Origin of the sequence: Sodalis sp. RH24, from assembly GCF_047324145.1 — a bacterium.
Classification (GTDB): domain Bacteria; phylum Pseudomonadota; class Gammaproteobacteria; order Enterobacterales; family Enterobacteriaceae; genus Acerihabitans.
Genome location: NZ_CP178729.1, coordinates 5,246,180 through 5,268,192, shown reverse-complemented (window position 1 = coordinate 5,268,192; position 22,013 = coordinate 5,246,180). Strand labels below are relative to the sequence as shown.

General features: G+C 57.7%; 19 protein-coding genes. 6 read left to right on the top strand and 13 right to left on the bottom strand.

Going from position 1 to position 22,013, the window contains the following annotated elements:
* Positions 1 to 842: 842 nt before the first annotated feature.
* Both ACL2XG_RS23980 and yfbR read left to right on the top strand, forming a co-directional pair.
* Entirely contained in the window at positions 843 to 2,057 is a 1,215-nt protein-coding gene (locus ACL2XG_RS23980; RefSeq protein ID WP_410016764.1) for a pyridoxal phosphate-dependent aminotransferase, read from the top strand.
* A gap of 102 nt (positions 2,058 to 2,159) precedes the next feature.
* A complete protein-coding gene (gene yfbR / locus ACL2XG_RS23975; RefSeq protein WP_410014204.1) occupies positions 2,160 to 2,759 on the top strand; it encodes a 5'-deoxynucleotidase in 600 nt (199 codons plus the stop codon).
* Between the two features lie 48 nt (positions 2,760 to 2,807).
* Here the strand turns inward: yfbR and ACL2XG_RS23970 are convergent, their stop codons facing one another.
* The 4 genes from ACL2XG_RS23970 to yfbV form a co-directional block, all read right to left on the bottom strand.
* Positions 2,808 to 4,682, bottom strand: a complete 1,875-nt coding sequence (locus ACL2XG_RS23970; protein ID WP_410014203.1) for an SLC13 family permease — start codon at positions 4,680 to 4,682, stop codon at positions 2,808 to 2,810.
* Positions 4,683 to 4,736: 54 nt separating this feature from the next.
* On the bottom strand, positions 4,737 to 5,402 hold the full coding sequence (locus tag ACL2XG_RS23965) for a sugar phosphatase (protein ID WP_410014202.1): 666 nt from the start codon (positions 5,400 to 5,402) through the stop codon (positions 4,737 to 4,739).
* 17 nt (positions 5,403 to 5,419) lie between these two features.
* Positions 5,420 to 5,914, bottom strand: coding sequence for a YfbU family protein (locus ACL2XG_RS23960; protein WP_410016763.1), 495 nt, complete (start codon positions 5,912 to 5,914; stop codon positions 5,420 to 5,422).
* A 214-nt stretch (positions 5,915 to 6,128) separates the two neighbouring features.
* A complete protein-coding gene (gene yfbV / locus ACL2XG_RS23955) occupies positions 6,129 to 6,584 on the bottom strand; it encodes a terminus macrodomain insulation protein YfbV (protein ID WP_410014201.1) in 456 nt (151 codons plus the stop codon).
* 363 nt (positions 6,585 to 6,947) lie between these two features.
* On the opposite strand from yfbV, the gene ackA reads away from it, so the two are divergent.
* Both ackA and pta read left to right on the top strand, forming a co-directional pair.
* Complete coding sequence (gene ackA / locus ACL2XG_RS23950; RefSeq protein WP_410014200.1) at positions 6,948 to 8,150, top strand: acetate kinase; 1,203 nt, start codon at positions 6,948 to 6,950, stop codon at positions 8,148 to 8,150.
* 78 nt (positions 8,151 to 8,228) lie between these two features.
* Positions 8,229 to 10,379, top strand: a complete 2,151-nt coding sequence (gene pta, locus ACL2XG_RS23945; protein WP_410014199.1) for a phosphate acetyltransferase — start codon at positions 8,229 to 8,231, stop codon at positions 10,377 to 10,379.
* Positions 10,380 to 12,040: 1,661 nt separating this feature from the next.
* On the opposite strand, the gene yfcD is transcribed toward pta, so the two are convergent.
* Positions 12,041 to 12,613 (bottom strand): NUDIX hydrolase YfcD, encoded by a 573-nt coding sequence (yfcD, locus tag ACL2XG_RS23940; protein ID WP_410014198.1) that lies wholly within the window; start codon positions 12,611 to 12,613, stop codon positions 12,041 to 12,043.
* 91 nt (positions 12,614 to 12,704) lie between these two features.
* Positions 12,705 to 13,259, bottom strand: coding sequence for a phosphodiesterase (yfcE, locus tag ACL2XG_RS23935; RefSeq protein WP_410014197.1), 555 nt, complete (start codon positions 13,257 to 13,259; stop codon positions 12,705 to 12,707).
* Between the two features lie 155 nt (positions 13,260 to 13,414).
* Here yfcE and ACL2XG_RS23930 point away from each other — a divergent pair, with 155 nt between their 5' ends.
* Positions 13,415 to 14,047 carry a glutathione binding-like protein gene (locus ACL2XG_RS23930; RefSeq protein WP_413723336.1) on the top strand — a complete coding sequence of 211 codons (633 nt, stop codon included), beginning with the start codon at positions 13,415 to 13,417 and terminating at the stop codon, positions 14,045 to 14,047.
* A 165-nt stretch (positions 14,048 to 14,212) separates the two neighbouring features.
* Positions 14,213 to 15,115, top strand: coding sequence for a TIGR01777 family oxidoreductase (locus ACL2XG_RS23925; RefSeq protein ID WP_410014195.1), 903 nt, complete (start codon positions 14,213 to 14,215; stop codon positions 15,113 to 15,115).
* Between the two features lie 619 nt (positions 15,116 to 15,734).
* On the opposite strand, the gene hisP is transcribed toward ACL2XG_RS23925, so the two are convergent.
* From hisP to cvpA, 7 genes are all read right to left on the bottom strand, one after another.
* Complete coding sequence (gene hisP, locus ACL2XG_RS23920) at positions 15,735 to 16,508, bottom strand: histidine ABC transporter ATP-binding protein HisP (RefSeq protein ID WP_410014194.1); 774 nt, start codon at positions 16,506 to 16,508, stop codon at positions 15,735 to 15,737.
* Between the two features lie 24 nt (positions 16,509 to 16,532).
* Positions 16,533 to 17,240 carry an ABC transporter permease gene (locus ACL2XG_RS23915; RefSeq protein WP_410014193.1) on the bottom strand — a complete coding sequence of 236 codons (708 nt, stop codon included), beginning with the start codon at positions 17,238 to 17,240 and terminating at the stop codon, positions 16,533 to 16,535.
* Positions 17,237 to 17,923: a histidine ABC transporter permease HisQ gene (locus ACL2XG_RS23910; RefSeq protein WP_413723337.1), complete on the bottom strand. Its 687-nt coding sequence runs from the start codon at positions 17,921 to 17,923 to the stop codon at positions 17,237 to 17,239. Before ACL2XG_RS23910 ends, ACL2XG_RS23915 begins: the two co-directional genes overlap by 4 nt.
* 75 nt (positions 17,924 to 17,998) lie before the next feature.
* Complete coding sequence (gene argT, locus ACL2XG_RS23905) at positions 17,999 to 18,781, bottom strand: lysine/arginine/ornithine ABC transporter substrate-binding protein ArgT (protein ID WP_410014191.1); 783 nt, start codon at positions 18,779 to 18,781, stop codon at positions 17,999 to 18,001.
* Positions 18,782 to 19,138: 357 nt separating this feature from the next.
* Positions 19,139 to 19,711, bottom strand: coding sequence for a UbiX family flavin prenyltransferase (locus tag ACL2XG_RS23900; RefSeq protein ID WP_413723338.1), 573 nt, complete (start codon positions 19,709 to 19,711; stop codon positions 19,139 to 19,141).
* Positions 19,712 to 19,843: 132 nt separating this feature from the next.
* Entirely contained in the window at positions 19,844 to 21,361 is a 1,518-nt protein-coding gene (purF, locus tag ACL2XG_RS23895; RefSeq protein WP_162368015.1) for an amidophosphoribosyltransferase, read from the bottom strand.
* 21 nt (positions 21,362 to 21,382) lie between these two features.
* Positions 21,383 to 21,883: a colicin V production protein gene (gene cvpA / locus ACL2XG_RS23890; RefSeq protein ID WP_410014189.1), complete on the bottom strand. Its 501-nt coding sequence runs from the start codon at positions 21,881 to 21,883 to the stop codon at positions 21,383 to 21,385.
* Positions 21,884 to 22,013 lie beyond the last annotated feature (130 nt).

The following is a 22,013-nucleotide window of genomic DNA, read 5'->3' as shown; positions in this document are numbered from 1 at the left end:
TATAAAAGGTAGCCCCGGTCCTCGAAATCCAGCCCTCGTCCTGGATGAGACACTAAATTTCACAATGATATCATTTGCATAGCGCAGAAAAAAAATCCGTAACGGCTTGAATGACACATCAAAACTTAAATGTAATTTATTAAAACCGGCCTTGGTATTTAAAATAAATGTTGAATATTACCGGTTAAGTCGTATTTTCTTATCCCAACCGTCATAATTAACATAAATTTTTCTTAACTATTGTTTATACGATCAAAATAAATCTCTTTCTAAATGCACACCTGCATAAATGTATACCATAAATAGCTACCATAAACGAAACAACAATAATTTGTAAGCATCAAAATGTGACCTTTATTTTTCTATGGATAAATGTTCACAAACAGATGAAGTGGCAATACTTTACCCCGATAAAAAGTGTGATGCGCGTCAGGCAAAGCGGGTTAATTTTCCCGCCGTGTTTTACCCTTGGGGAAGCGATATAATGGTGTCGCTTACTGTAACCTTGTCCTCGTCGGCTGACCGCCGCCCACCGCCTTTCATTTAGCAGAGTAACCTTTATCAGGTCCAAGTAGTATAAAAAATACGCAAAAAATCGCAAATTAACTGTTCTTATAGGATTTTAAAGCATTAAAATCTTGACATGATGGTGTTTTAATAGTTTTTTAATCTAAAAAATTAGCGAAGAAAATAAATTTTTAACTGTTTCTTATTTTCCATCTTAACATTCGATGCGCATCCACCCGTTATCCTTCAAAAAATCAGAGCGGAAGAGTACATTATGCAGAACGCGTGATTCCATGGTTGGAATACGTTTACCTGTGAGAAGGCCTAATATCGTGATTTCACCTGTAGAAAAATCCAGCAAACTGGAAAATGTTTGTTATGACATTCGTGGTCCGGTGCTGAAAGAAGCCAAGCGCCTGGAGGAAGAAGGCAATAAAGTCCTCAAATTGAATATCGGTAATCCCGCCCCGTTCGGCTTCGATGCGCCGGAAGAGGTACTGGTGGACGTTATCCGCAATCTGCCGACCTCGCAGGGCTATTGCGATTCCAAAGGCCTTTATTCGGCGCGCAAGGCGATTGTGCAGCACTACCAGGCGCGCAATATGCTCGACCTGACCGTCGAGGACGTTTTTATCGGCAACGGCGTATCGGAGCTTATCCAGCAATCCATGCAGGCGCTGCTCAATACCGGCGACGAAATGCTGATCCCGGCGCCGGATTATCCCCTGTGGACCGCCTCGGTGTCCCTCTCCGGGGGCAATGCCGTGCATTACCTGTGCGATGAAGAGGCCGGCTGGTTTCCGGATCTGGACGATATCCGCCGCAAAATCACCCCGCGTACCCGCGGCCTGGTGATTATCAATCCCAATAATCCGACCGGGGCGGTATACAGTAAGGAAATGTTGCTGGAACTGGTGGAAATTGCCCGCCAGCATAACCTGATCATCTTCTCAGACGAAATCTACGATAAAATCCTTTACGACGCGGCGCAGCACCACTCCATCGCCGCATTGGCGCCGGATCTGCTGACGGTCACCTTCAACGGACTGTCCAAGACCTACCGCGTCGCCGGTTTTCGCCAGGGCTGGATGGTGCTGAACGGGCCGAAAAAACACGCCCGGGGCTATATCGAGGGGCTGGAAATGCTGGCGTCGATGCGCCTTTGCGCCAACGTCCCCATGCAGCACGCCATCCAGACCGCGCTTGGCGGCTACCAGAGCATCAGCGAGTTCATCGCGCCGGGCGGCCGGCTGTATGAACAGCGCAACCGCGCCTGGGCGCTGATCAACGATATTCCCGGCGTGTCATGCGTCAAACCCAGCGGCGCGCTGTATATGTTCCCGCGCATCGACGCCCGGCGCTTCAATATTCTTGATGATCAGAAGCTGGTGCTCGATTTGCTGCTACAGGAAAAAGTGCTGCTGGTCCAGGGCAGCGCCTTCAACTGGCCGTGGCCGGATCACCTGCGCATCGTGACGCTGCCGCATGTCGACATCCTGGAAACCGCCATCGGCAAACTGGGGCGCTTCCTGCAGCATTATCATCAGTGACCCACGCCGTTCGGGCCAGCCCGGCACGGAACCGGCGGATTTGCATAATCCGCCGGCTGTGCGCACAATAGATCCCTTATTCACCTGCCGTAAGGGCGCATCATGACCCAAAGCCACTTTTTTGCCCATCTTTCCCGTTTGAAACTGATTAACCGCTGGCCGCTGATGCGCAACGTCCGCACCGAAAACGTCTCCGAGCACAGCCTGCAGGTGGCGTTTGTCGCCCACGCCCTGGCGGTGATCAACAACCGTAAGTTCGGCGGCGCCCTGAACCCGGAGCGCATCGCGCTGCTGGCGATGTACCATGACACCAGCGAAGTATTGACCGGCGATATGCCGACGCCTATCAAATATTTTAACGCGCAGATGGCCCACGAATATAAAAACATCGAGAAGATCGCCCAGCAGAAGCTGATTGACATGTTGCCGGCCGAGCTGCGGGACGACTACCGCGCCCTGCTTGACGACGATTATTACCAGCCAGAGGAAAAAGCGGTGGTGAAACAGGCGGATACCCTGTGTGCCTACCTGAAGTGCCTGGAAGAGATCTCCGCGGGCAATAATGAATTTACCATGGCGATGGCGCGGCTGGAAAAAACCCTGGAGCAGCGGCGCAGCCCGGAGATGGAGTACTTTATCCGGGTGTTTGTGCCCAGCTTCAGCCTGTCCCTGGACGAGATCAGCCAGGACACGCCGCTCTAGCCCCGTACCTCCGTCCGGATACAGTCGTGCCGGGCGCACGCCGTGAGATCAAAACGGGTAGAGTATCGGCACCAGCACCACGCTCACCACCATCACCAGCAGGGTAAACGGCACGCCGATACGGACAAAATCGCCGAACTTATAGCCTCCCGGCCCCAGCACCAGGGTATTGACCGGCGACGAGACCGGGGTCATAAACGCCGAGGACGCGGCGATGGCGATAATCATGGCGAAGGGATAGGGCGACACCGCCATCTCGTTGGCCGCGGCGACCGCGATCGGCGCCATCAGCACCGCGGTGGCGGTATTGGAGATAAACAAGCCGATAACCGCGCAGAGGATAAACAGGCTCAGCAGCATGATATGCGCCCCCGCCCCGCCCGAGATATCCATCAGCAGCCGCACCACCAGGTCCACCCCGCCGGTTTTCTGCAGCGCCAGCGCAAAGGGCATCATGCCGACGATAAGGATAAGGCTCGGCCAGTGGATGGCGCGATAGGCGCTTTCCATATCGATACAGCGGAACTTGCCCATCAGCACGCAGGCGATGAGGGCGGCGATGGGGTTGGGTATCTCCTCCGTCAGCATCATGGCCACCATCAGCGCCAGGCAGAAGAGCGCGTGGGGCGCCTGACTCACCGCCGGCGCCACGTCGTCCACCTCGGCCGGCAGGTTCAGTACGATAAAATTGTTTTTCTTCAGCTGCAGCTGGCGAATCAGCTTCCAGTCGCCAATCACCAGCAGGATATCCCCAAGCGTCAGCTCCTCGTCAATCAGCTTGCCCGCCATCGCCTCGCCGTTGCGACGGATGCCCACCACGTTAACGCCGTAGCGGCTGCGAAAGCCCACCTGGCGCAGCGTCTTGCCCACCAATTCGGAATCGGGAATCAGGCTCACCTCCGCCATGCCCACATCCCTGGCCTGTTCGGAGAAATACTCGCCGCGCAGCACCATGGGTTCCAGCTGCTGCTCGCTGCAAAACTGCCGCAGATCCATCTCGGAAGCGGACATATCGATTAATAACACATCGCGCTGGCGCAGTTCGGTATTGCCGCCGGCGCTTACCATTACCCGGCGGAATTTGCGCCAGCGCTCGATGCCGACCACGTTGGCGCCGTAGCGATCGCGCAGCCTGAGGTCGTCCAGGCGCTGGCCGATAAGCGGCGAGCCGGGGCGCAGGGCCAGGCGACGCGCGCGGCCGGTCAGCTTATAATCGCGGATCAGATCGCGGAACGTCCGGCGCTGCCACTGCTCCCGCTCATGGCTGGCCTCGCCGCCGCCCAGCCAGTAGCGCGCCACCAGCATATAGCCGACGCCCAGCGCCAGCACCACCACGCCCACCGGCGTAACGGCGAAGAAGCCGAAGCCCTCGGCGCCGTCGCGCACCAATTCGCTGTTGACCACCATATTGGGCGGCGTCGCCACCAGGGACATCATGCCGCTTATCAGGGCGGCAAAGCTCAGCGGCATCATCATGCGGCTGGGGGAGGTTTTCATGCGCTGCGACACGCTCAGCACTACCGGGATGAATATCGCCACCACGCCGGTGGAGCTCATAATGGCGCCCAGGGCGGCGACGGTGATCATCAGCAGGATCAGCATGCGGGTTTCGCTTTTGCCCGCCACCCGCATCAGCCACTCGCCGACCTGGTAGGCGATGCCGGTACGCACCAGGCCCTCGCCGACGACAAACATGGCGGCGATCAGTAAGACGTTGGGATCGCTGAAGCCGGCGGTGGCTTCCGGCAACGACAGGGTGCCGCTCAGGACAAAGGCGATGATCACCAGCAGCGCCACCACATCCATGCGCACTTTGTTGGTGGTAAAGAGAAAGATAGCGATCAACAGCAGGGCCAGCACCCAGATGAGTTCGTTATTCACAACGTTTTCCCGGATTATAAAGCGGTGTCTGCGGCCAATCATGCCATAAAAAAGCCCCGGAATGGCGGGGCTAAATCATTAAACAGTTGATTTCTCTCAAGCTGTGCGCAGGCTGACGCGCGCACCCTGGCCGTCGCGTTCAATCACCAGTTGTTCCAGGGAGGTCAGGAGCAGGCCGATCGCCTCTTTCTGCGGCGTTTCCGGCGGCGGATTGACCGCGATGACCGGACAGCCGGCGGCCAGGCCGGCCTGGATGCCGGCGATGGCATCCTCCACGACGATGCAGTCCGCCGGCGCAAACCCCAGTTTTTTCGCGCCCAGCAGATAGGCGTCCGGCTGGGGTTTGCCGCGGGCGACCTGCTCGGCGGTGATAAGCCATGCCGGCTGCGGCAGGCGCCCGGCCCGCAGCCGCGCGGTGGCCACCGGCATCGACCCGGAGGTCACGATGGCCCAGGGAATATCCAGCGCGTTGAGCCGGTTAAGCAAATCCACCGCCCCGGGCAGCGCCGTTACCCCGTCGATGCACTCCGCCTCGAACTTTTCCAACGCGCTGAATTCGGACTGGATGCGTTCTTCGCTTTCCCCCGGCATAAAATGGCGCAACGACGTAATAGCCTGTTTGCCGTGGATAAAGTTCAACACCTCGTCGACGGGAACCCCCCGCCGCCTGGCCCAATTTCCCCAGGCTAATTCCACCACCGGCAATGAATCAATCAAGGTTCCATCAAGGTCAAATAAAAAACCTTTACACAGCACAGGCATATCTCCGGGTTAAGCCGTCAGGCATTGATAATTTGCGTAATTTCCACCGCGCTGAGATGATATTGGCGCGGACAGGATTGCCAGACGGCCAGCATTCGCAGATATTTATCCCACATCTTGGTCTGGGCGTTGAAACCGTGGGTGCCGGAATCAAAGTGGGTGTAGCGTCCCTCGGTAAAGACCATAAAGCGTACATAGCCCAGGTAACGCGCCTCGGTGGCGGCGTCAAAGCCAAGGAACGCCAGGCGACGCTCGTCGATGTCCTGTTTTTCCTTCAGGTTCGACCAGGAGACCTGCAGCGCGTGGTGCAGTTCCATGATATCGATAATCGTGCGGCAGACGTCTTCGCTCAACTGGCCGAAATCACGGTCCAGCTCGCGCATCTGCAGGCCGTAGCCGCGTTCCACAATGGTTTGCTGACGGCGATAGCGTTCGCCGTTGTCCGGGTCCAGCATGGACATCATCTTATACTGGTTGGACAGAATTAACCGTTGGGCGTTTGTCATCTCCATCATCCACTCCTGATTGTATACCGTGGGGCGCCGAACTGTTCGCGCCAATGGCGAGCGCCGCCCCGTGGGTGCCTCTAGTCGTCTGGCGCTAGCATCGCATAATGCGTACGATGGCGGTACCGGAAGCCGGCGCTTTTTTGATTTAAGACAGCAGGTGGCGAAATATCGCCCGTCCGCCGCCCGGGAAGGCGGCTGGCGGACAGCGACATAACGCTTATAAATCGTCCAGGAAGGCTTTATCCAGCAGCTTAAACGCACGCTTAAGCACGTCGGCCAGCATTTGATAGGTCGGCACGCCTTCCACCGGCGCCAGCGCCTGACCAGCCTCGTTAAGCTGATGGCGTACTTCATGGAACCAGTGCAAAAGCGTGGGGGGCAGCGGCGTCACGGAGCGTTTACCCAGCCACCACAGCCCCTGCATCGGCAGGCTGCAGGCAAAGATGGCGGTGGCCACCGCCGGCCCAAGCTGGCCGCCGAGGGCGATTTGCCAGGTCAGGGTAAAGACCGCCACCGCCGGCATGTAGCGCACGGCAAAGCGTGTGGCCGCGATCATGCGGTTTTCAGGAAAAAGCGGCGCCAGGCGTTTCTCGGTCGGCCAGGTTTTCATATAATCTTGTCCGCGCTGGAAAATTTTGTACCAGCTTACCGAACCGGAAGGAATTGTCGCCATAGCGGGCCTCAACTTTACGAATAAAAATTAAAATTTTTGTGCAAAATCACAATCAAATTGTATAACTTTTAAATATATTTTGTCTTTACTACCGGCAATCGTTATCCTTATTGCCGCCTTATGGCTGGCCCCTACGCACCGTTTGCGCCGCCTGAGCAGCACGATTCCGTGTAATGTCGCAACGATTAACCGCGATAAGTAAACACGTGTTTCAAAAAAATGTTTAACTTCAACAGTTTTCGATTTCATGTCAAATAAAACGCACTTTGGCATGATGTTAATCATAAATCTCAACGGCGTAATGCGCTACGCTTTATAGCTGATTGATGATTTATTAACCATGCACAACAAATAGGTACTTCCATGTCGAGTAAGCTAGTACTGGTTCTTAACTGTGGCAGTTCATCCCTAAAATTTGCCATTATCGATGCTGCCAACGGTGAAGAACATCTCTCCGGCCTCGCAGAATGTTTCAACCTGCCGGAAGCGCGCATCAAATGGAAGATGGACGGCGGCAAGCACGAAGCTGCGTTAGGAAACGGCGCCGCGCACAGCGAAGCGTTGAGCTTTATTGTTAATACAATTCTCGCTCAAAAACCAGAATTATCAGCGCAGCTCACCGCAATCGGCCATCGCGTCGTTAATGTTGGCGAAAAGTATACCGCCTCCGCCCTGCTCTCGGACGATGTGCTGCAAGCCATCAAGGATTCCATCCCGTTTGCGCCGCTGCATAATCCGGCCCATATCATCGGCATCAACGAAGCGCTGAAGGCGTTTCCAAAACTGGCCGACAAAAACGTCGCCGTGTTCGATACCGCCTTCCATCAGACCATGCCGGAAGAGTCGTTCCTGTATGCCCTGCCCTATGCGTTATATGAAGAGCACCGCATCCGCCGCTACGGCGCCCACGGCACCAGCCACTACTTTGTGACGCATGAAGCGGCGCGCATGCTGGATAAACCGGTGGAAGACGTCAACCTGATCACCTGCCACCTGGGCAACGGCGGTTCGGTTACCGCAGTGCGCAACGGCAAGAGCGTTGACACCTCCATGGGCCTGACCCCGCTGGAAGGCCTGGTGATGGGCACCCGCAGCGGCGATCTCGATCCCGCCATTATCTTCTTCTTGCATAATGCCATGGGCATGTCGGTTGAACAAATCGATAAACTGCTGACCAAGGAATCCGGCCTGCTGGGCCTGACCGGCGTCACCAGCGATATGCGCTGGGTTATCGACAATTACGATACGAAACCTGAAGCCAAGCGCGCCATGGATGTCTTCTGCCACCGCCTGGCGAAATATATCGGTTCCTATACCGCCCTGATGGACGGTCGCCTGGACGCGGTGATCTTCACCGGCGGCATCGGCGAAAACGCCGCCAAGGTGCGCGAACTGACCCTGGGCAAACTGGCCCTGCTGGGCTTTGAAATCGACCAGAAGCGCAACGAAGCGGCCCGTTTCGGCAACAGCGGCGTGATCACCACCGACGCCAGCCGTCCGGCGATTGTCATCACCACCAATGAAGAACTGGTCATTGCCCAGGATGCCGCCCGTCTGACGGCGTAACAGTATCTCCGTTCCGCCGGACAAGCGCCGGCGGAATACTTGTTTGACTAACGAGCAACCGTTGAAAGAGGTTTAGCCGTGTCCCGTACAATCATGTTGATCCCAACCGGCACCAGTGTCGGCCTGACAAGCATCAGCCTGGGTGTCATTCGCGCCATGGAGCAGAAAGGCGTGCGCCTGAGCGTGTTCAAGCCGATCGCGCAGCCCCGTGCCGGCGATGACGGTCTTGACGCCACCACCAATATTATCCGCGCCAACTCCACCATTCCATCCGCCGAACCGCTGCGCATGAGCTATGTGGAGTCGCTGCTGGGCTCCAACCAGCAAGACGTGCTGATGGAAGAGATCATCGCCCGTTATCATGACAATACCAAAGACGCGGAAGTGGTATTGGTGGAAGGCCTGGTGCCGACCCGCAAACATCAGTTCGCCAACGCGCTGAACTATGAAATCGCCAAGACGCTGAATGCGGAAATCGTCTTTGTGTTGTCGCTTGGCAACGATTCGCCCGATCAGCTGAAGGAACGCATCGAGCTGGCCCGTTCCAGCTTCGGCGGCAGCAAGAATAAAAGCATCGTCGGCGTTATCGTCAATAAACTGAACGCGCCGGTGGACGAACAGGGCCGCACCCGTCCGGACCTGTCGGAAATCTTTGACGACACGCCCAAGGCCAGCGTCGCCAATATCGATCCGAAGCAGCTGTTTGAAAACAGTCCGCTGCCGGTACTGGGTTGCGTACCCTGGAGCTTTGACCTGATTGCCGTGCGCGCCATCGACATGGCCAGGCATTTGGGCGCCACCATTATCAACGAAGGCGATATCCAGACCCGTCGCGTGCGTTCGGTGACCTTCTGCGCGCGCAGCCTGCCGAACATGCTGGAGCATTTCCGCCCGGGTTCGCTGCTGGTGACTTCCGCCGATCGTCCCGACGTGTTGGTTGCCGCCTGTCTGGCGGCCATGAACGGCGTGGAACTGGGCGCCATCCTGCTGACCGGCGGCTATAAGGTGGATGAACGCATCCAACGCCTGTGCGATCGCGCCTTCCTGACCGGCCTGCCGATGTTCACCGTGCAGACCAATACCTGGCAGACCTCGCTCAGCCTGCAGGGCTTTAGCCTTGAAGTGCCGGCCGACGACCATAGCCGGGTGGAAAAAGTGCAGAACTACGTTGCCGGTCATATCGACAACAACTGGATCGAGTCCCTGACCGCCAGCTCCGAGCGTTCGCGTCGCCTGTCGCCGCCGGCGTTCCGTTATCAGCTGACCGAGCTGGCGCGCCAGGCCGGCAAGCGTATCGTGATGCCTGAAGGTGATGAACCCCGTACCGTGAAAGCGGCGGCTATTTGCGCTGAACGCGGCATCGCGCATTGCGTGCTGTTGGGCAATCCGGACGAAATCCATCGCGTTGCCGCCGTGCAGGGCGTGGAATTGGGTAAAGGCATCGAGATTATCGACCCGGAAGTGGCCCGCGAACGTTACGTGGCCCGTCTGGTGGAGCTGCGCAAGAGCAAAGGCATGACCGAAGTGGTCGCGCGCGAGCAGTTGGAAGATAACGTCGTGCTGGGCACCCTGATGCTGGAACAAGGCGAAGTTGACGGCCTGGTATCCGGCGCGGTTCACACCACCGCCAATACCATCCGCCCGCCGCTGCAGTTGATCAAGACCGCGCCGGGCAGTTCGCTGGTGTCCTCGGTGTTCTTTATGCTGCTGCCGGAACAGGTGCTGGTGTATGGCGACTGCGCCATTAATCCGGACCCGACCGCGGAACAACTGGCCGAAATTGCCATTCAGTCCGCTGATTCCGCCGCGGCCTTCGGCATCGAACCGCGTGTGGCGATGATCTCCTACTCCACCGGCACGTCCGGCGCCGGCAGCGATGTGGAAAAAGTGCGTGAAGCCACCCGTCTGGCGCAGGAAAAACGTCCTGACCTGGTGATTGACGGTCCGTTGCAGTACGACGCCGCCATTATGGCCGATGTGGCGCTGTCCAAAGCGCCGAATTCGCCGGTTGCCGGTAAAGCCACCGTGTTCATCTTCCCGGATTTGAACACCGGCAACACCACGTACAAAGCAGTGCAGCGTTCAGCCGATCTGATCTCCATCGGGCCGATGCTGCAAGGGATGCGCAAGCCGGTTAATGACCTGTCGCGCGGCGCGCTGGTGGACGATATCGTTTATACCATCGCCCTGACCGCCATCCAGTCCAAACAGGCTGAAACGGCTAAATAATAAATAAGCCCGCTGGCCCTGTCAGTAGTAAGCACAACGCCGGCGCAAGCCGGCGTTTTTATTTGTGCGGGTAGCCTTGATACGCCTTGTCTGGGATGGGTGGTTACGCGCCTGCCGCGCCAGGGGACTTCGGTCGGGTGGTAAATCCGTGTCCGGTTCCCCTCCTGTTGGCATGCACTTCCCTTAACACGCCGGGTGTAGGTTCCGCGATCGCGGCCCCGGGTCCTGGCGGGCTATGGGAGTCCTAGGGTCGGGCCCTCTTGGGCATCCGTGAAGGTCAACGTCGCCACGTCGATGTCGCCGGGGCGGGGGTTGCGCTGGCGGCGTGCGGGAGATGTAGGTTGCTGTGGCGGGGGTTGCGCTTGCCGTGCGTTCGGCGGTTATATGGAATGCCGGGTGCCGGCAAGCGACAAAGAGGCCGTACCGCGACGGCCTCCTTGACCTCCGCGCGCCCGGCAGGTCGCGCGTCGCTGCGCGATGCCTTCCGTCGCCCATGCTCCCGTGATGCACCGGCCCGGTTAGCGCGCTTTATGCCGGGGCATATGTCGCTGTTGGTAATGTATTTTTTTAAGCGATAGCGGCGCTGTTGTGTTGGATAGGGTCTGGCGTCGGGATAGGTTAACCTGCTTGCGGGGAGGTTTATGTTGCCGTGGCGGGGGTTTCGCTTGCCGTGTGTTCGGCGGTTATATGGAATGCCGGGTGCCGGCAAGCGACAAGGAGGCCGTACCGCGACGGCCTCCTTGACCTCCGCGCGCCCGGCAGGTCGCGCGTCGCTGCGCGATGCCTTCCGTCGCCCATGCCCCCGTGATGCACCGGCCCGGTTAGCGCTCCCGGCGCCACCGGGCCTTTCGCCGCTCCCGGCGGCTCATGCCGGGGACACAGGCGCCGTCAGCGCGCTTTATGCCGGTCCACATGTCGCTGTTCGCACGGCATATTATGTAGCAATAGTGGCGCTGTTGTTTTGGATAAGGTCTGGCGTCGGAATGCGGTTGACGGTTCTGGAATACAACGGGTATGGAATGTCTCTGGCACAGCGAAAAGTTGGACATGCAGTCATGCAGTCATGCAATAAGACATTCATCATTCAGTTTTAAGTTTTAAGTTTTAACAGTAAGCGGTAAGCCATCAGCCATCAAACTGTAAACTTTAGCGCAAAATGTATACTGATACCTTTCCCGGTAATCACATACCGCGATGGACCCCAAAACGCTGTTTTTCTCACAGGCGATGGTGTTGACCTGGTGCCGGCATAGAGTGCGCCGGCGGCGCGCAGCGCGGCTGGATGAGCCGCCGGGAGCGGCGAAAGCCCGGATTGCGCTTGGAGCGCATATCGGGCGGTCCAAAAGCCGGGATGCGGCGTTGCCGGGAACCGCGCAGCGGCGCACGATCTGCCGGACGCGCGGAGGTCAAGGAGGCCGTCGCGGTACGGCCTCTTTGTCGCTTGCGGGCACCCGGCAATACCTATGAACACCTCACGCACGGCAAGCGAAACCTTCGCCGTGGCGACATATACCCGGCCACAAGCCAACCAAGCCATGGCAAGCAAAACCCCCGCCACGGCAACACAAATCACCCCGCACGGCAAGCGAGACCCACGCCCGATTCAGCCGCCAAGACAGGTATTACCTTTAACATGCCCAGATTAGCCTTGAGGCAGACAGTTACTCTTCTGCGGTTTTTTGCTCCGGGGCGGAGGGAGGTAAAGGCTTGCCGTGGCTTTGCTGGTTATTGCGGCTCATCCAAAGCGAAAGCGCCTTGAGGGAGTCCGGGGTGAATTCATCGCAGCGGGCGGTGATTTCCTCCGGGCGCAGCCATTTGACCGCCTCCACTTCTTCAGCCTGTAGGGCAAACGGACCGTGGGTGACGCAGCTGAACAGCGCGCCCCAGACCCGGCAATGGTCGTTTTCAAAGTAGAACAGCCCGTGCTCAGCAAACGGCACGCCGGCGATGCCCAGCTCTTCTTCTGCTTCCCGGCGGGCGGAATCAAGCATATTTTCACCGCTTTGCACCACGCCGCCGGCGGTGGCATCCAGATAACCCGGGTAAAAATCCTTGGTGGCGGTACGGCGCTGCACCAGGATATTGCCCATGCCGTCATGGACCACGATGTAGCTGGCGCGGTGCCTGAGACGTTCTGCGCGCATCTGCTGACGGCTGGCCTGGGCGATGACTTCATTCTCTTCGTTGACGATGTCAACCCATTCCACGCCAGCAGCCTGACTCTGTTCCACCATCTTTCGAATCCCTTGTTAACGAGACGCGGGAGAGCCGCGCACCTTAATTGTAATAAAATAAAAAAATTTGCACGAGTGGATCCGTCATAACTTAGTGGTTAATCGCCACTTGCGCAATAGTCTCGCTCGTTTCCAATGACACAACTCGTAATATTTCCTGTTCCAGGAGACCGTAGCTGGCGGCGAAGCCGCCTTTGGGGAGACTGACCGAGCCGGGATTGAAACACAGGATATCCTCCCGCCGCTCCGCCTGCGGAATATGAGTATGGCCGTAGACCACCACGTCGCCACGCCGCAGCGGGGGATGGCTGGCGGGATTGAAAAGATGCCCGTGGGTGACGAACAGCCGGGTATGATTCTCCAGCAGGACCTGCTGCCAGGGCGCGGTAATAGGGAACGTTAACAGCATTTGATCCACCTCGCTGTCGCAGTTGCCGCGCACCGCGATGATACGATCGGCATAGCCGTTCAGGAGCTCCGCCACCGCCGCCGGCTGGTATTCCTCCGGCAGGGCGTTGCGCGGGCCGTGATAAAGCAAATCGCCCAGCAGCACCAGCCACTGGGCGCCGCTGGCGTCATAGGCCGCCAGCATACGGCGGGTAGCGGCAAGCGAGCCGTGTATATCGGCGGCAAACATCAGTTTCATGGCAGCATCCTCTGGTTGTTCATCATCTCTCAAGCTTAACAAACTTACCGGCGCCGGTAACGGCGCTATGATGCGGCGGCCGGAACGGGTGGTGATTTCAACGGGCATTTGTTCTAGAGTGTCATCACGCGGCTATACATTCACAAGGAGCTTCTATGATTGACCTCTATTACGCGCCCACGCCCAACGGCCATAAAATAACGATTTTCCTGGAAGAAACCGGCCTGCCTTATCAAATCCATCCGATCAATATCTCCGCCAACCAACAGTTCGCGCCGGAATTTCTCGCCATCTCGCCCAACAATAAAATACCGGCGATCGTCGACCAGCAGCCCGCCGACGGCGGCGCGCCGTTAAGCCTGTTTGAATCCGGGGCGATTTTGCTTTATCTGGCGGATAAAACCGGCCAGCTTATCAGCAAGGATTTCCGCGAGCGCCAGGCCACGCTGCAATGGCTGTTCTGGCAAATGGCGGGTTTTGGCCCCATGCTGGGCCAGAACCACCATTTCAGCCATTACGCGCCCAAGCCGGTGCCTTACGCCATCGAGCGCTACCAGCTTGAGACCGTGCGCCTGTACGGCGTTTTAAACCGGCAACTGGCCCGCCATGCCTATATGGCCGGCGACAACATCAGCATTGCCGATATCGCCACCTATCCCTGGGTCGTTTCCCACGAGCGCCAGCATATCGATTTAGCGGATTTCCCGGCGGTGCGGCGCTGGTTCGACAGCATTCGCTCCCGCCCCGCGGTCGAGCGCGCCTATCAGATACCCGCGCAAAAAGCCTAGCCCACGCGCCGCGCCGCCCAGCCGGCGGCGCGGTTTATTTTACCGGTTTAATTGTCAATTTATTGTCAGTTCAGGGGTTTTGTTCACTCATTTTCCCGCAAAAATGGCCTATGCTTGTAACCAAGCTGTTAATTGACGTGCGCATTGCGGGAAGCGAGGGCAAATATGAAAATTTTGATCACCGGCGGAACCGGGCTTATTGGACGGCACCTGATCGCCAGGCTGCTGACATTGTCGCACCAGATCACGGTACTGACCCGCGATCCCCAGCGTGCCCAGCAAAAACTGGGTACCCACGTGACCACCCTGACCACGCTGGCCTCATGTCCCCACCTGGATGCGTTTGACGCGGTATTCAATCTGGCGGGCGAACCTATTGCCGATAAGCGCTGGACCGAGGAACAAAAAGATCGTCTTTGCCGCAGCCGCTGGGACGTGACCGAACGCCTGAGCCAGCTGATACGCCAGGGGGACGATCCGCCCCGCGTATTTATTTCCGGATCGGCGACGGGTTTTTACGGCAACCAGGATCAGATCCTGGTCACCGAGGACGAACCGCCGGTCGCCGAATTCACCCACACCTTATGTCAGCGCTGGGAAGAGCTGGCGCTGAGCGCGCAAAGTCCGCGCACGCGCGTCTGCCTGTCGCGCACCGGCGTGGTGCTGGCGGCGGACGGCGGCATACTGGGCAAACTGCTGCCGCTGTTTAAACTGGGGCTGGGCGGACCTATCGGCAACGGTCGCCAGTTCCTGTCCTGGATCCATATCGACGACATGGTGGATGCGCTGATCTTCCTGCTGAACACCGACGGGTTAAGCGGCCCGTTCAACCTGGTGGCGCCCTACCCGGTGCATAATGAACAATTCGCCGCCACCCTGGGCGAGGCGCTGCACCGCCCGGCCTTAATGCGCGCTCCGGCGGCGGCGGTAAAGCTGATGATGGGCGAAGGCGCCACGCTGATGCTGGGCGGCCAGCGGGCGGTCCCCAAACGCCTGGAAGCGGCCGGATTTACCTTTCGCTACATGGAGCTCAGGGACGCGCTGGCCGATATCGTTAAAGACGAATAAATCCCGAGCGCCCCATGGCACGGTATGCCCGCCAACACTTATCTCAACGCAGACGTGTTCAAGGGAGAGCGTGCCTATGGGGTCGAATCGGGCATGATTTTCCCGACCGACCGAGGCCCCGTGGCATGGTAGGCCCGCCAACACTTATCTCAAAGCAGACGTGTTCAAGGGAGAGCGTGCCTATGGGGTCGGATCGGGCGTGTTGTTCCCGCCCGACCGAGGCCCCATGGCAGGGTAGGCCCACCAACACTTATCTCAACGCAGTCGTGTTCAAGGGAGAGCATGCCAATGGGTCGAATCGGGCGTGATTTTCCCGCCCGACCGAGGCCCCATGGCATGGTAGGCCCGCCAACACTTATCTCAACGCAGTCGTGTTTAAGGGAGAGCATGCCAATGGGGTCGAATCGGGCGTGATTTTCCCGCCCGACCGAGGCCCCATGGCTGGGTAGGCCCGCCAACGCCGAACTCAACGCAGACGTGTTCAAGGGAGAGCGTGCCAATGGGGTCGAATCGGGCGTGGTTTTCCCGCCCGACCGAGGCCCCATGGCATGGTAGGCCCGCCAACACTTATCTCAACGCAGTCGTGTTGGAGGGAGAGCGTGCCTATGGGGCGTCCGTTCTATTTGAGGGCGCCGGACAAGAATTGCTGCAACCGGGCGCTCTTCGGGCTCCCGAACACATCGGCCGGTGTCCCCTCTTCCTCGATAACCCCCTGGTGCAAAAATATAACGTGATTGGACACATGCCGGGCAAACTCCATCTCATGGGTCACCACCACCATGGTTTTACCCTCTTCCGCCAGCTTCTGCATAATACGCAGCACCTCGCCCACCAGCTCGGGGTCCAGCGCGGAGGTCGGTTCATCAAACAACAGCACATCCGGTTCCATCGCCAACGCGCGCGCGATGGACACCCGCTGCTGCTGCCCGCCGGACAGATTGATCGGATATTTCGCCTGGGCGCGCGCGTCAATGCCCACCTTATCCAGATACAGCACCGCCCGCTCGCGCGCCTCGCTCTTACTTAATCCCAACACCTGCACCGGCGCTTCCATCACGTTTTCCAGCACCGTCATATGGCTCCACAAATTAAAATGCTGGAATACCATGGTCAGCCGGGTCCGCAGCAGCTGCAGCTGTTTTTTATCGAACACTTTCAGCTGCCCGTCCCGATCCCGCACCATATGGATATCGATATTATTGACGCTTATCGACCCCTCGCTCGGTTTTTCCAGGAAGTTGATACAGCGTAAAAACGTACTTTTACCCGACCCCGAGGAGCCGATAATGCTGATAACATCCCCCGCGCGCGCCTCCAGCGAAACCCCTTTCAGGACTTCCTGATCGCCGTAGCGCTTGTGCAGCTCCTTAATCAACAGTTTGGTATCTTGCATAGTCATATCCTGCGCGTAATGGGATTATTGCGGCTTAACGTGGCGCAGCCAGCGTTTTTCCGCCCGGCGAAACAGCCCTATCAGCACAAAAGAGATCATCAGGTAAATCACCGCCGCGATACCGAAGGCGTAAAAAGGCTGGTAGGTCGCCGCGTTGATGTCGCGCGCAATCTTCAGCACGTCGGGAACCGTGGCGGTAAAGGCCAGGGCGGTGGAGTGCAGCATCAGGATCACCTCGTTACTGTAGGCCGGGATGGCGGTACGCAGCGCGGAGGGCAGGATGATGCAACGGTACAACTTAAACCAGGTGAACCCATAGGCCCGCGCCGCCTCGATTTCGCCGTGCGGCACCGCGCGAATGGCGCCCGCGAAGATTTCAGTGGTATAGGCGCAGGTATTCAGCGTCAGCGCCAGTATGGTGCAATTCAGGCCGCTGCGAAAAAAAGCGTTAAGCATATCCGTGCCGCGCACAATCTCCAGACTGTACATGCCGGAATAAAATACCAGCAGTTGCACATACAGCGGCGTACCGCGAAAGATATAGGTAAACAGCCAGACCGGGAAACGCACCCAGGGACGCGGCGACACGCGCGCCACCGCCATAAAAACCGCCAGCACCCCGCCGATAACCACGGAAGAAATCAGCAGCCACAGTGTTACCGCCAGTCCGGTAAAACGATAACCGTCGCTCCATAACAAAGCCGGACCATATTGCCGCAGGATCTCAATCATAACTCGGCCTTCTTAACGCCCATGGAATAACGCCGGGTCAGCCATAACAGCACCCCGTTGGACAAGGTGGTGAAAATCAGGTAGACCACCCCCGCCACGATGGCGAAATAAAAGGGTTGATAAGTACCCTTGCCGGCCAGCTGCGTGGCCTTGACCACATCGTTAAGGCCCAGCAGCGAGACCAGCGCCGTGGCCTTGAGAATAACCTGCCAGTTGTTGCCGATGCCGGGCAGCGCGAAACGCATCATGGCCGGAAACATGATGCGGCGGAAAATCTGCGCGCCGGAAAAACCAAAGGCGGTGGCCGCTTCTATCTGGCCGCGCGGCACTGCCATAAACGCGCCGCGAAAGGTTTCGGTAAAATAGGCGCCGTAGATAAAACCGAGGGTAATGATGCCGGCCGCCATGGGGTCGATATCAATCTGGTCCATGCCGATGGCTTCGGTCAGGCTGTTCAGGGCGATTTGCAGGCCGTAGAAAATCAGCAGCATCAGCACCAGATCGGGTACGCCGCGAATGAGCGTGGTATAGCCGTCAAAAATGCCTGCCAGGGTACGGCTGCGGGAAAGTTTTGCGCCGGCGCCGATCAGGCCGATGATTACCGAGAGCACCACCGACGTAAGCGCCAGCTCAAGGGTAACTAGGGCACCGTTAATGATGAGTTGCGAATAACCATAAAGCATCGATCATATCCTGTCCTGGCGGAGGATAACAACTATTCGCCCGCGCAAGGCGCGGGCAAACACAAAATGACAGGATTAACCGCCGTACACGTCAAAATCAAAATACTGCTTGGCAAATTTATCGTAGGTGCCGTCTTTGCGCATCTCGGCAAAGGCTTTGTTCAGCGCGGCCTTCAGATCGGTTTCATCTTTACGCAGGCCCATGCCGGTGCCGACGCCGAAGAATTTATCGTCTTTAACCGCCGGACCGGCGAAGACATAGCCTTTACCGGCAGGCTGTTTCAGGAAACCTTCGCTGGCGGCCACTTCATCCTGGAACGCGGCGTCGACACGGCCGGCGGCCAGATCGGCATAGATCAGATCCTGGTTGGCATAGGCGACGACGTCAATGCCCTTCGGCGCCCAGTTGGCGTTGGCATAGGCTTCCTGGGTGGAGCCTTGCAGCACGCCGACGCGTTTACCCTTCAGGGCATCCAGGGTCGGGGTAATGGTGGTGCCGGCCTTGGCGATCAGGCGGGCATTGGCGGCATACAGCTTATCGGTAAAGTCGATTTCCTGTTCGCGTTTTTCAGTGATGGACAGCGAGGAGATGATGGCGTCGATTTTTTTCGCTTTCAGCGAGGGGATCAGGGCGTCGAAATCACTTTCCACAAAGGTGCATTTAGCCTGGATGCGTTTGCAAAGCTCTTTGGCGAGGTCAATATCAAAACCAACCAGTTCGCCGCTGGCATTTTTCGATTCGAACGGCGCATAGGTGGGATCGGTGCCGATTTTAATATTTTTGGGCACGGCGGCATACGCGCTGCCGGCAGCGGCCAGAGCAAATACCAGAGGAAGGACTTTAACCAGCTTATTCATACATTACCCTCGGAATAATTTTAATTAGGCACACACCGTGATGTTTTCAGCGGAATGAGTTGCACTTTTCGTGCCATTTCAGCGCAAGTGGCCAATAGCCCGACCACCTGCGCACAAAACCGGCTGACCTGCTTATTTACTACCCGGGCCGGGGCGAACCCGCGCCGTTTCCAGCCTGAGGGCATAGCGTCAGGGCGGGTGCCGCGGGGCGGCTGCACCATAAAAAAACACAGCCTGATCACTATTGGTGCAATGTTATCAGAACGCGCCATCAGGTTGCGTCGCTATGCTGGAAACAACCTATAAAAATGCCGGCGGCTTCACATCCCGCGAATAAATCCGGCAGGATTTTCACCGTCAGTTAGCGCCCTGCCAGCGCTGGAACAGGTCCTGCGGCAGCGCGATATCGAATTGGTCCAGCACCCGGTTGACGGTCTGGTCGACCACGTCGTGCAGGGTGACGGGACGGTGATAAAACGCCGGCACCGGCGGCATGATGACGGCGCCCATTTCCGCGGCGGCGGTCATCAGCCGCAGATGGCCCACGTGCAGCGGCGTTTCGCGCACGCCCAGCACCAGGGTGCGCCGCTCTTTTAACACCACGTCGGCCGCACGCGTGAGCAGGCCGTCGCTGTAGCTGTTGACGATGGCCGACAGGGTTTTCATTGAACAGGGCAGAATCACCATGCCGGCGGTGTGGAAGGAGCCGGAGCTGATATTGGCGGCAATGTCGCGGCAATCGTGGAACTCATCCGCCAGGGCCTGCAAATCGCGCACGCTGTAATCGGTTTCAAGCGCCAGCGTCTGGCGCGCGGCGTTGCTTAGCACCAGATGGGTTTCAATGCCGTCCAGCGCCTTGAGCACCTGCAGCAGCCTGATGCCATAAATGGCGCCGCTGGCGCCGGTAATACCGACGATCAGTCGTTTCATGTCAGTTCTCCCTGTCGCGGACGCCGGATGGATCGGCGCCGCCCATAATAAAAACACCCGGCGCGTGTTACCGCCCGGGTGCATATATCGTCTACCGGTTAACCGCCGGGGGATCGGTGCGGGTTGCGCCCCTCACCCTTCGTTATACATCTCCAGGTTTTCGACTTCGTTTTGGCGCTGGACGGCTTTGACGTCGTCGTTGCGTAACGATTCAAGATAGTCGAGATAACGCTGGTCGACATCCTTGGTGACGTAAATACCGTTAAATACCGAGGATTCAAATTGTACCACATCCGGGTTATCTTCCCGCACCGCCGCCTCGAGGTCGCCGAGGTCCTGGAAGATCAGCGCGTCCGCGCCAATCAGCGCGCGGATTTCGTCCACTTCGCGGCCGTGGGCAATCAGTTCGGTGGCGCTTGGCATATCAATGCCGTAGACATTGGGGAAACGGATTTCCGGCGCCGCGGAGGCCAGGTAGACATTACGCGCCCCGGCTTCGCGCGCCATTTCCACGATCTGTTCGGACGTGGTGCCGCGCACGATGGAGTCGTCCACCAGCAGTACGTTTTTATCGCGGAACTCGGCGCGGTTGGCGTTGAGTTTGCGGCGTACCGATTGGCGGCGCACCTGCTGGCCGGGCATGATAAAGGTACGGCCCACGTAGCGGTTTTTTACAAAACCCTGGCGGTAAGGCAGGTTGAGGATGCGGGCGATTTCGAGCGCGATATCGCAGGATGTTTCCGGGATGGGGATCACCACGTCGATATCCAGGTCTTCCCATTCACGGGCGATTTTTTCGCCCAGTTTTTGCCCCATGCGCACGCGGGCGCTGTAGACCGAAATTTTATCGATAAAGGAATCCGGGCGGGCAAAATAGACATATTCGAACAGGCACGGATGGCTTTGGGGGTTTTCGGCGCACTGGCGGGTGAACAGTTGGCCCGCTTCAGTGATATACACCGCCTCGCCCGGCGCCACGTCGCGCAGGAACTCAAAGTCCAGCGTATCAAGCGCCACGCTTTCGGAAGCCACCATGTATTCGTTGCGTCCGTCGGCGAGGGTGCGCTTGCCGATAACCAGGGGGCGGATGCCGTTCGGATCGCGAAACGCAATCAGGCCATGGCCGATAATCATGCCGACCACGGCATAGGCGCCGCGGATCTGCTGGTGGGTGGCCGCAACCGCCGCGAAGATATCATCGGCTTCCAGCGGGTAGTCCGGAAAGCGGTCCAGTTCGCTGGCCAGGATATTCAGCAGGATTTCCGAATCGGACGTGGTATTGATATGCCGGCGTCCTTTTTCGAATAATTTTTTGCGTAATTCGTGGGCGTTGGTCAGGTTGCCGTTATGCGCCAGGGTGATGCCGAACGGGGAATTGACATAGAAGGGTTGCGCCTCGGAGGCGCTGGAACTGCCGGCGGTGGGGTAACGTACATGGCCGATGCCCATGTTCCCCTGCAAACGCTGCATGTGGCGTGCTTCAAATACATCCTTCACCAGGCCATTGGCTTTGCGCAGGCGAAAGCAATCCAATGCATCAATGGTGACGATGCCTGCGGCATCCTGCCCACGGTGCTGGAGCACCGTTAACGCGTCATAAATCGACTGGTTGACCGGCATAAATCCGGCGATACCGACAATACCGCACATAATGTCATTTCCTCATCAGCGTTACCGAAGCGTGAGATGCTTGGGTAAGAAACTCGACGTGCTTTGCAGATAGTCGAAGAACCATCTGATAATACCGCTGAATTGCGGTATAAGCTGGGACTGCTGCCAGTCCGCGCTCTGGGAGAAGCCGGTGAAGGTATCCAGGAAGAATAGCATGGCCGATACGACCAGTATGCCCCTGAGTGCGCCGAAACAGACGCCCAACACGCGGTCGGTGCCGGATAAACCGGTCCGCTCCACCAGAGAGCCAATCACGTAGTTGACGATTGCCCCGACGATCAGGGTAGCCACGAACAGCAAGGCAATCGCGATACCGTTACGAACCAGCTGATCTTCAAAGCGGGTAAAATAGATAGCAAGATAAACATAATAGTGGCTGGCCACAAAAAACGCACATGCCCATGTCACTAATGATAATGCTTCACGTATAAACCCGCGAATCAGACTTATCAGAGCAGAAAATACGATGATGCCAATAATGACGTAATCAACCCAGATCATGCATGCATCCCTTGGTCATCCGCCCCGAAGCTGGTTCGCGGCGAATTCTATCAGAAAACGAAAACGTTTGCGCAGCGGAATTCCTGCCCAAAGTTAAATAAATAACGGCGATTAAAAAAAGCCAATCGCC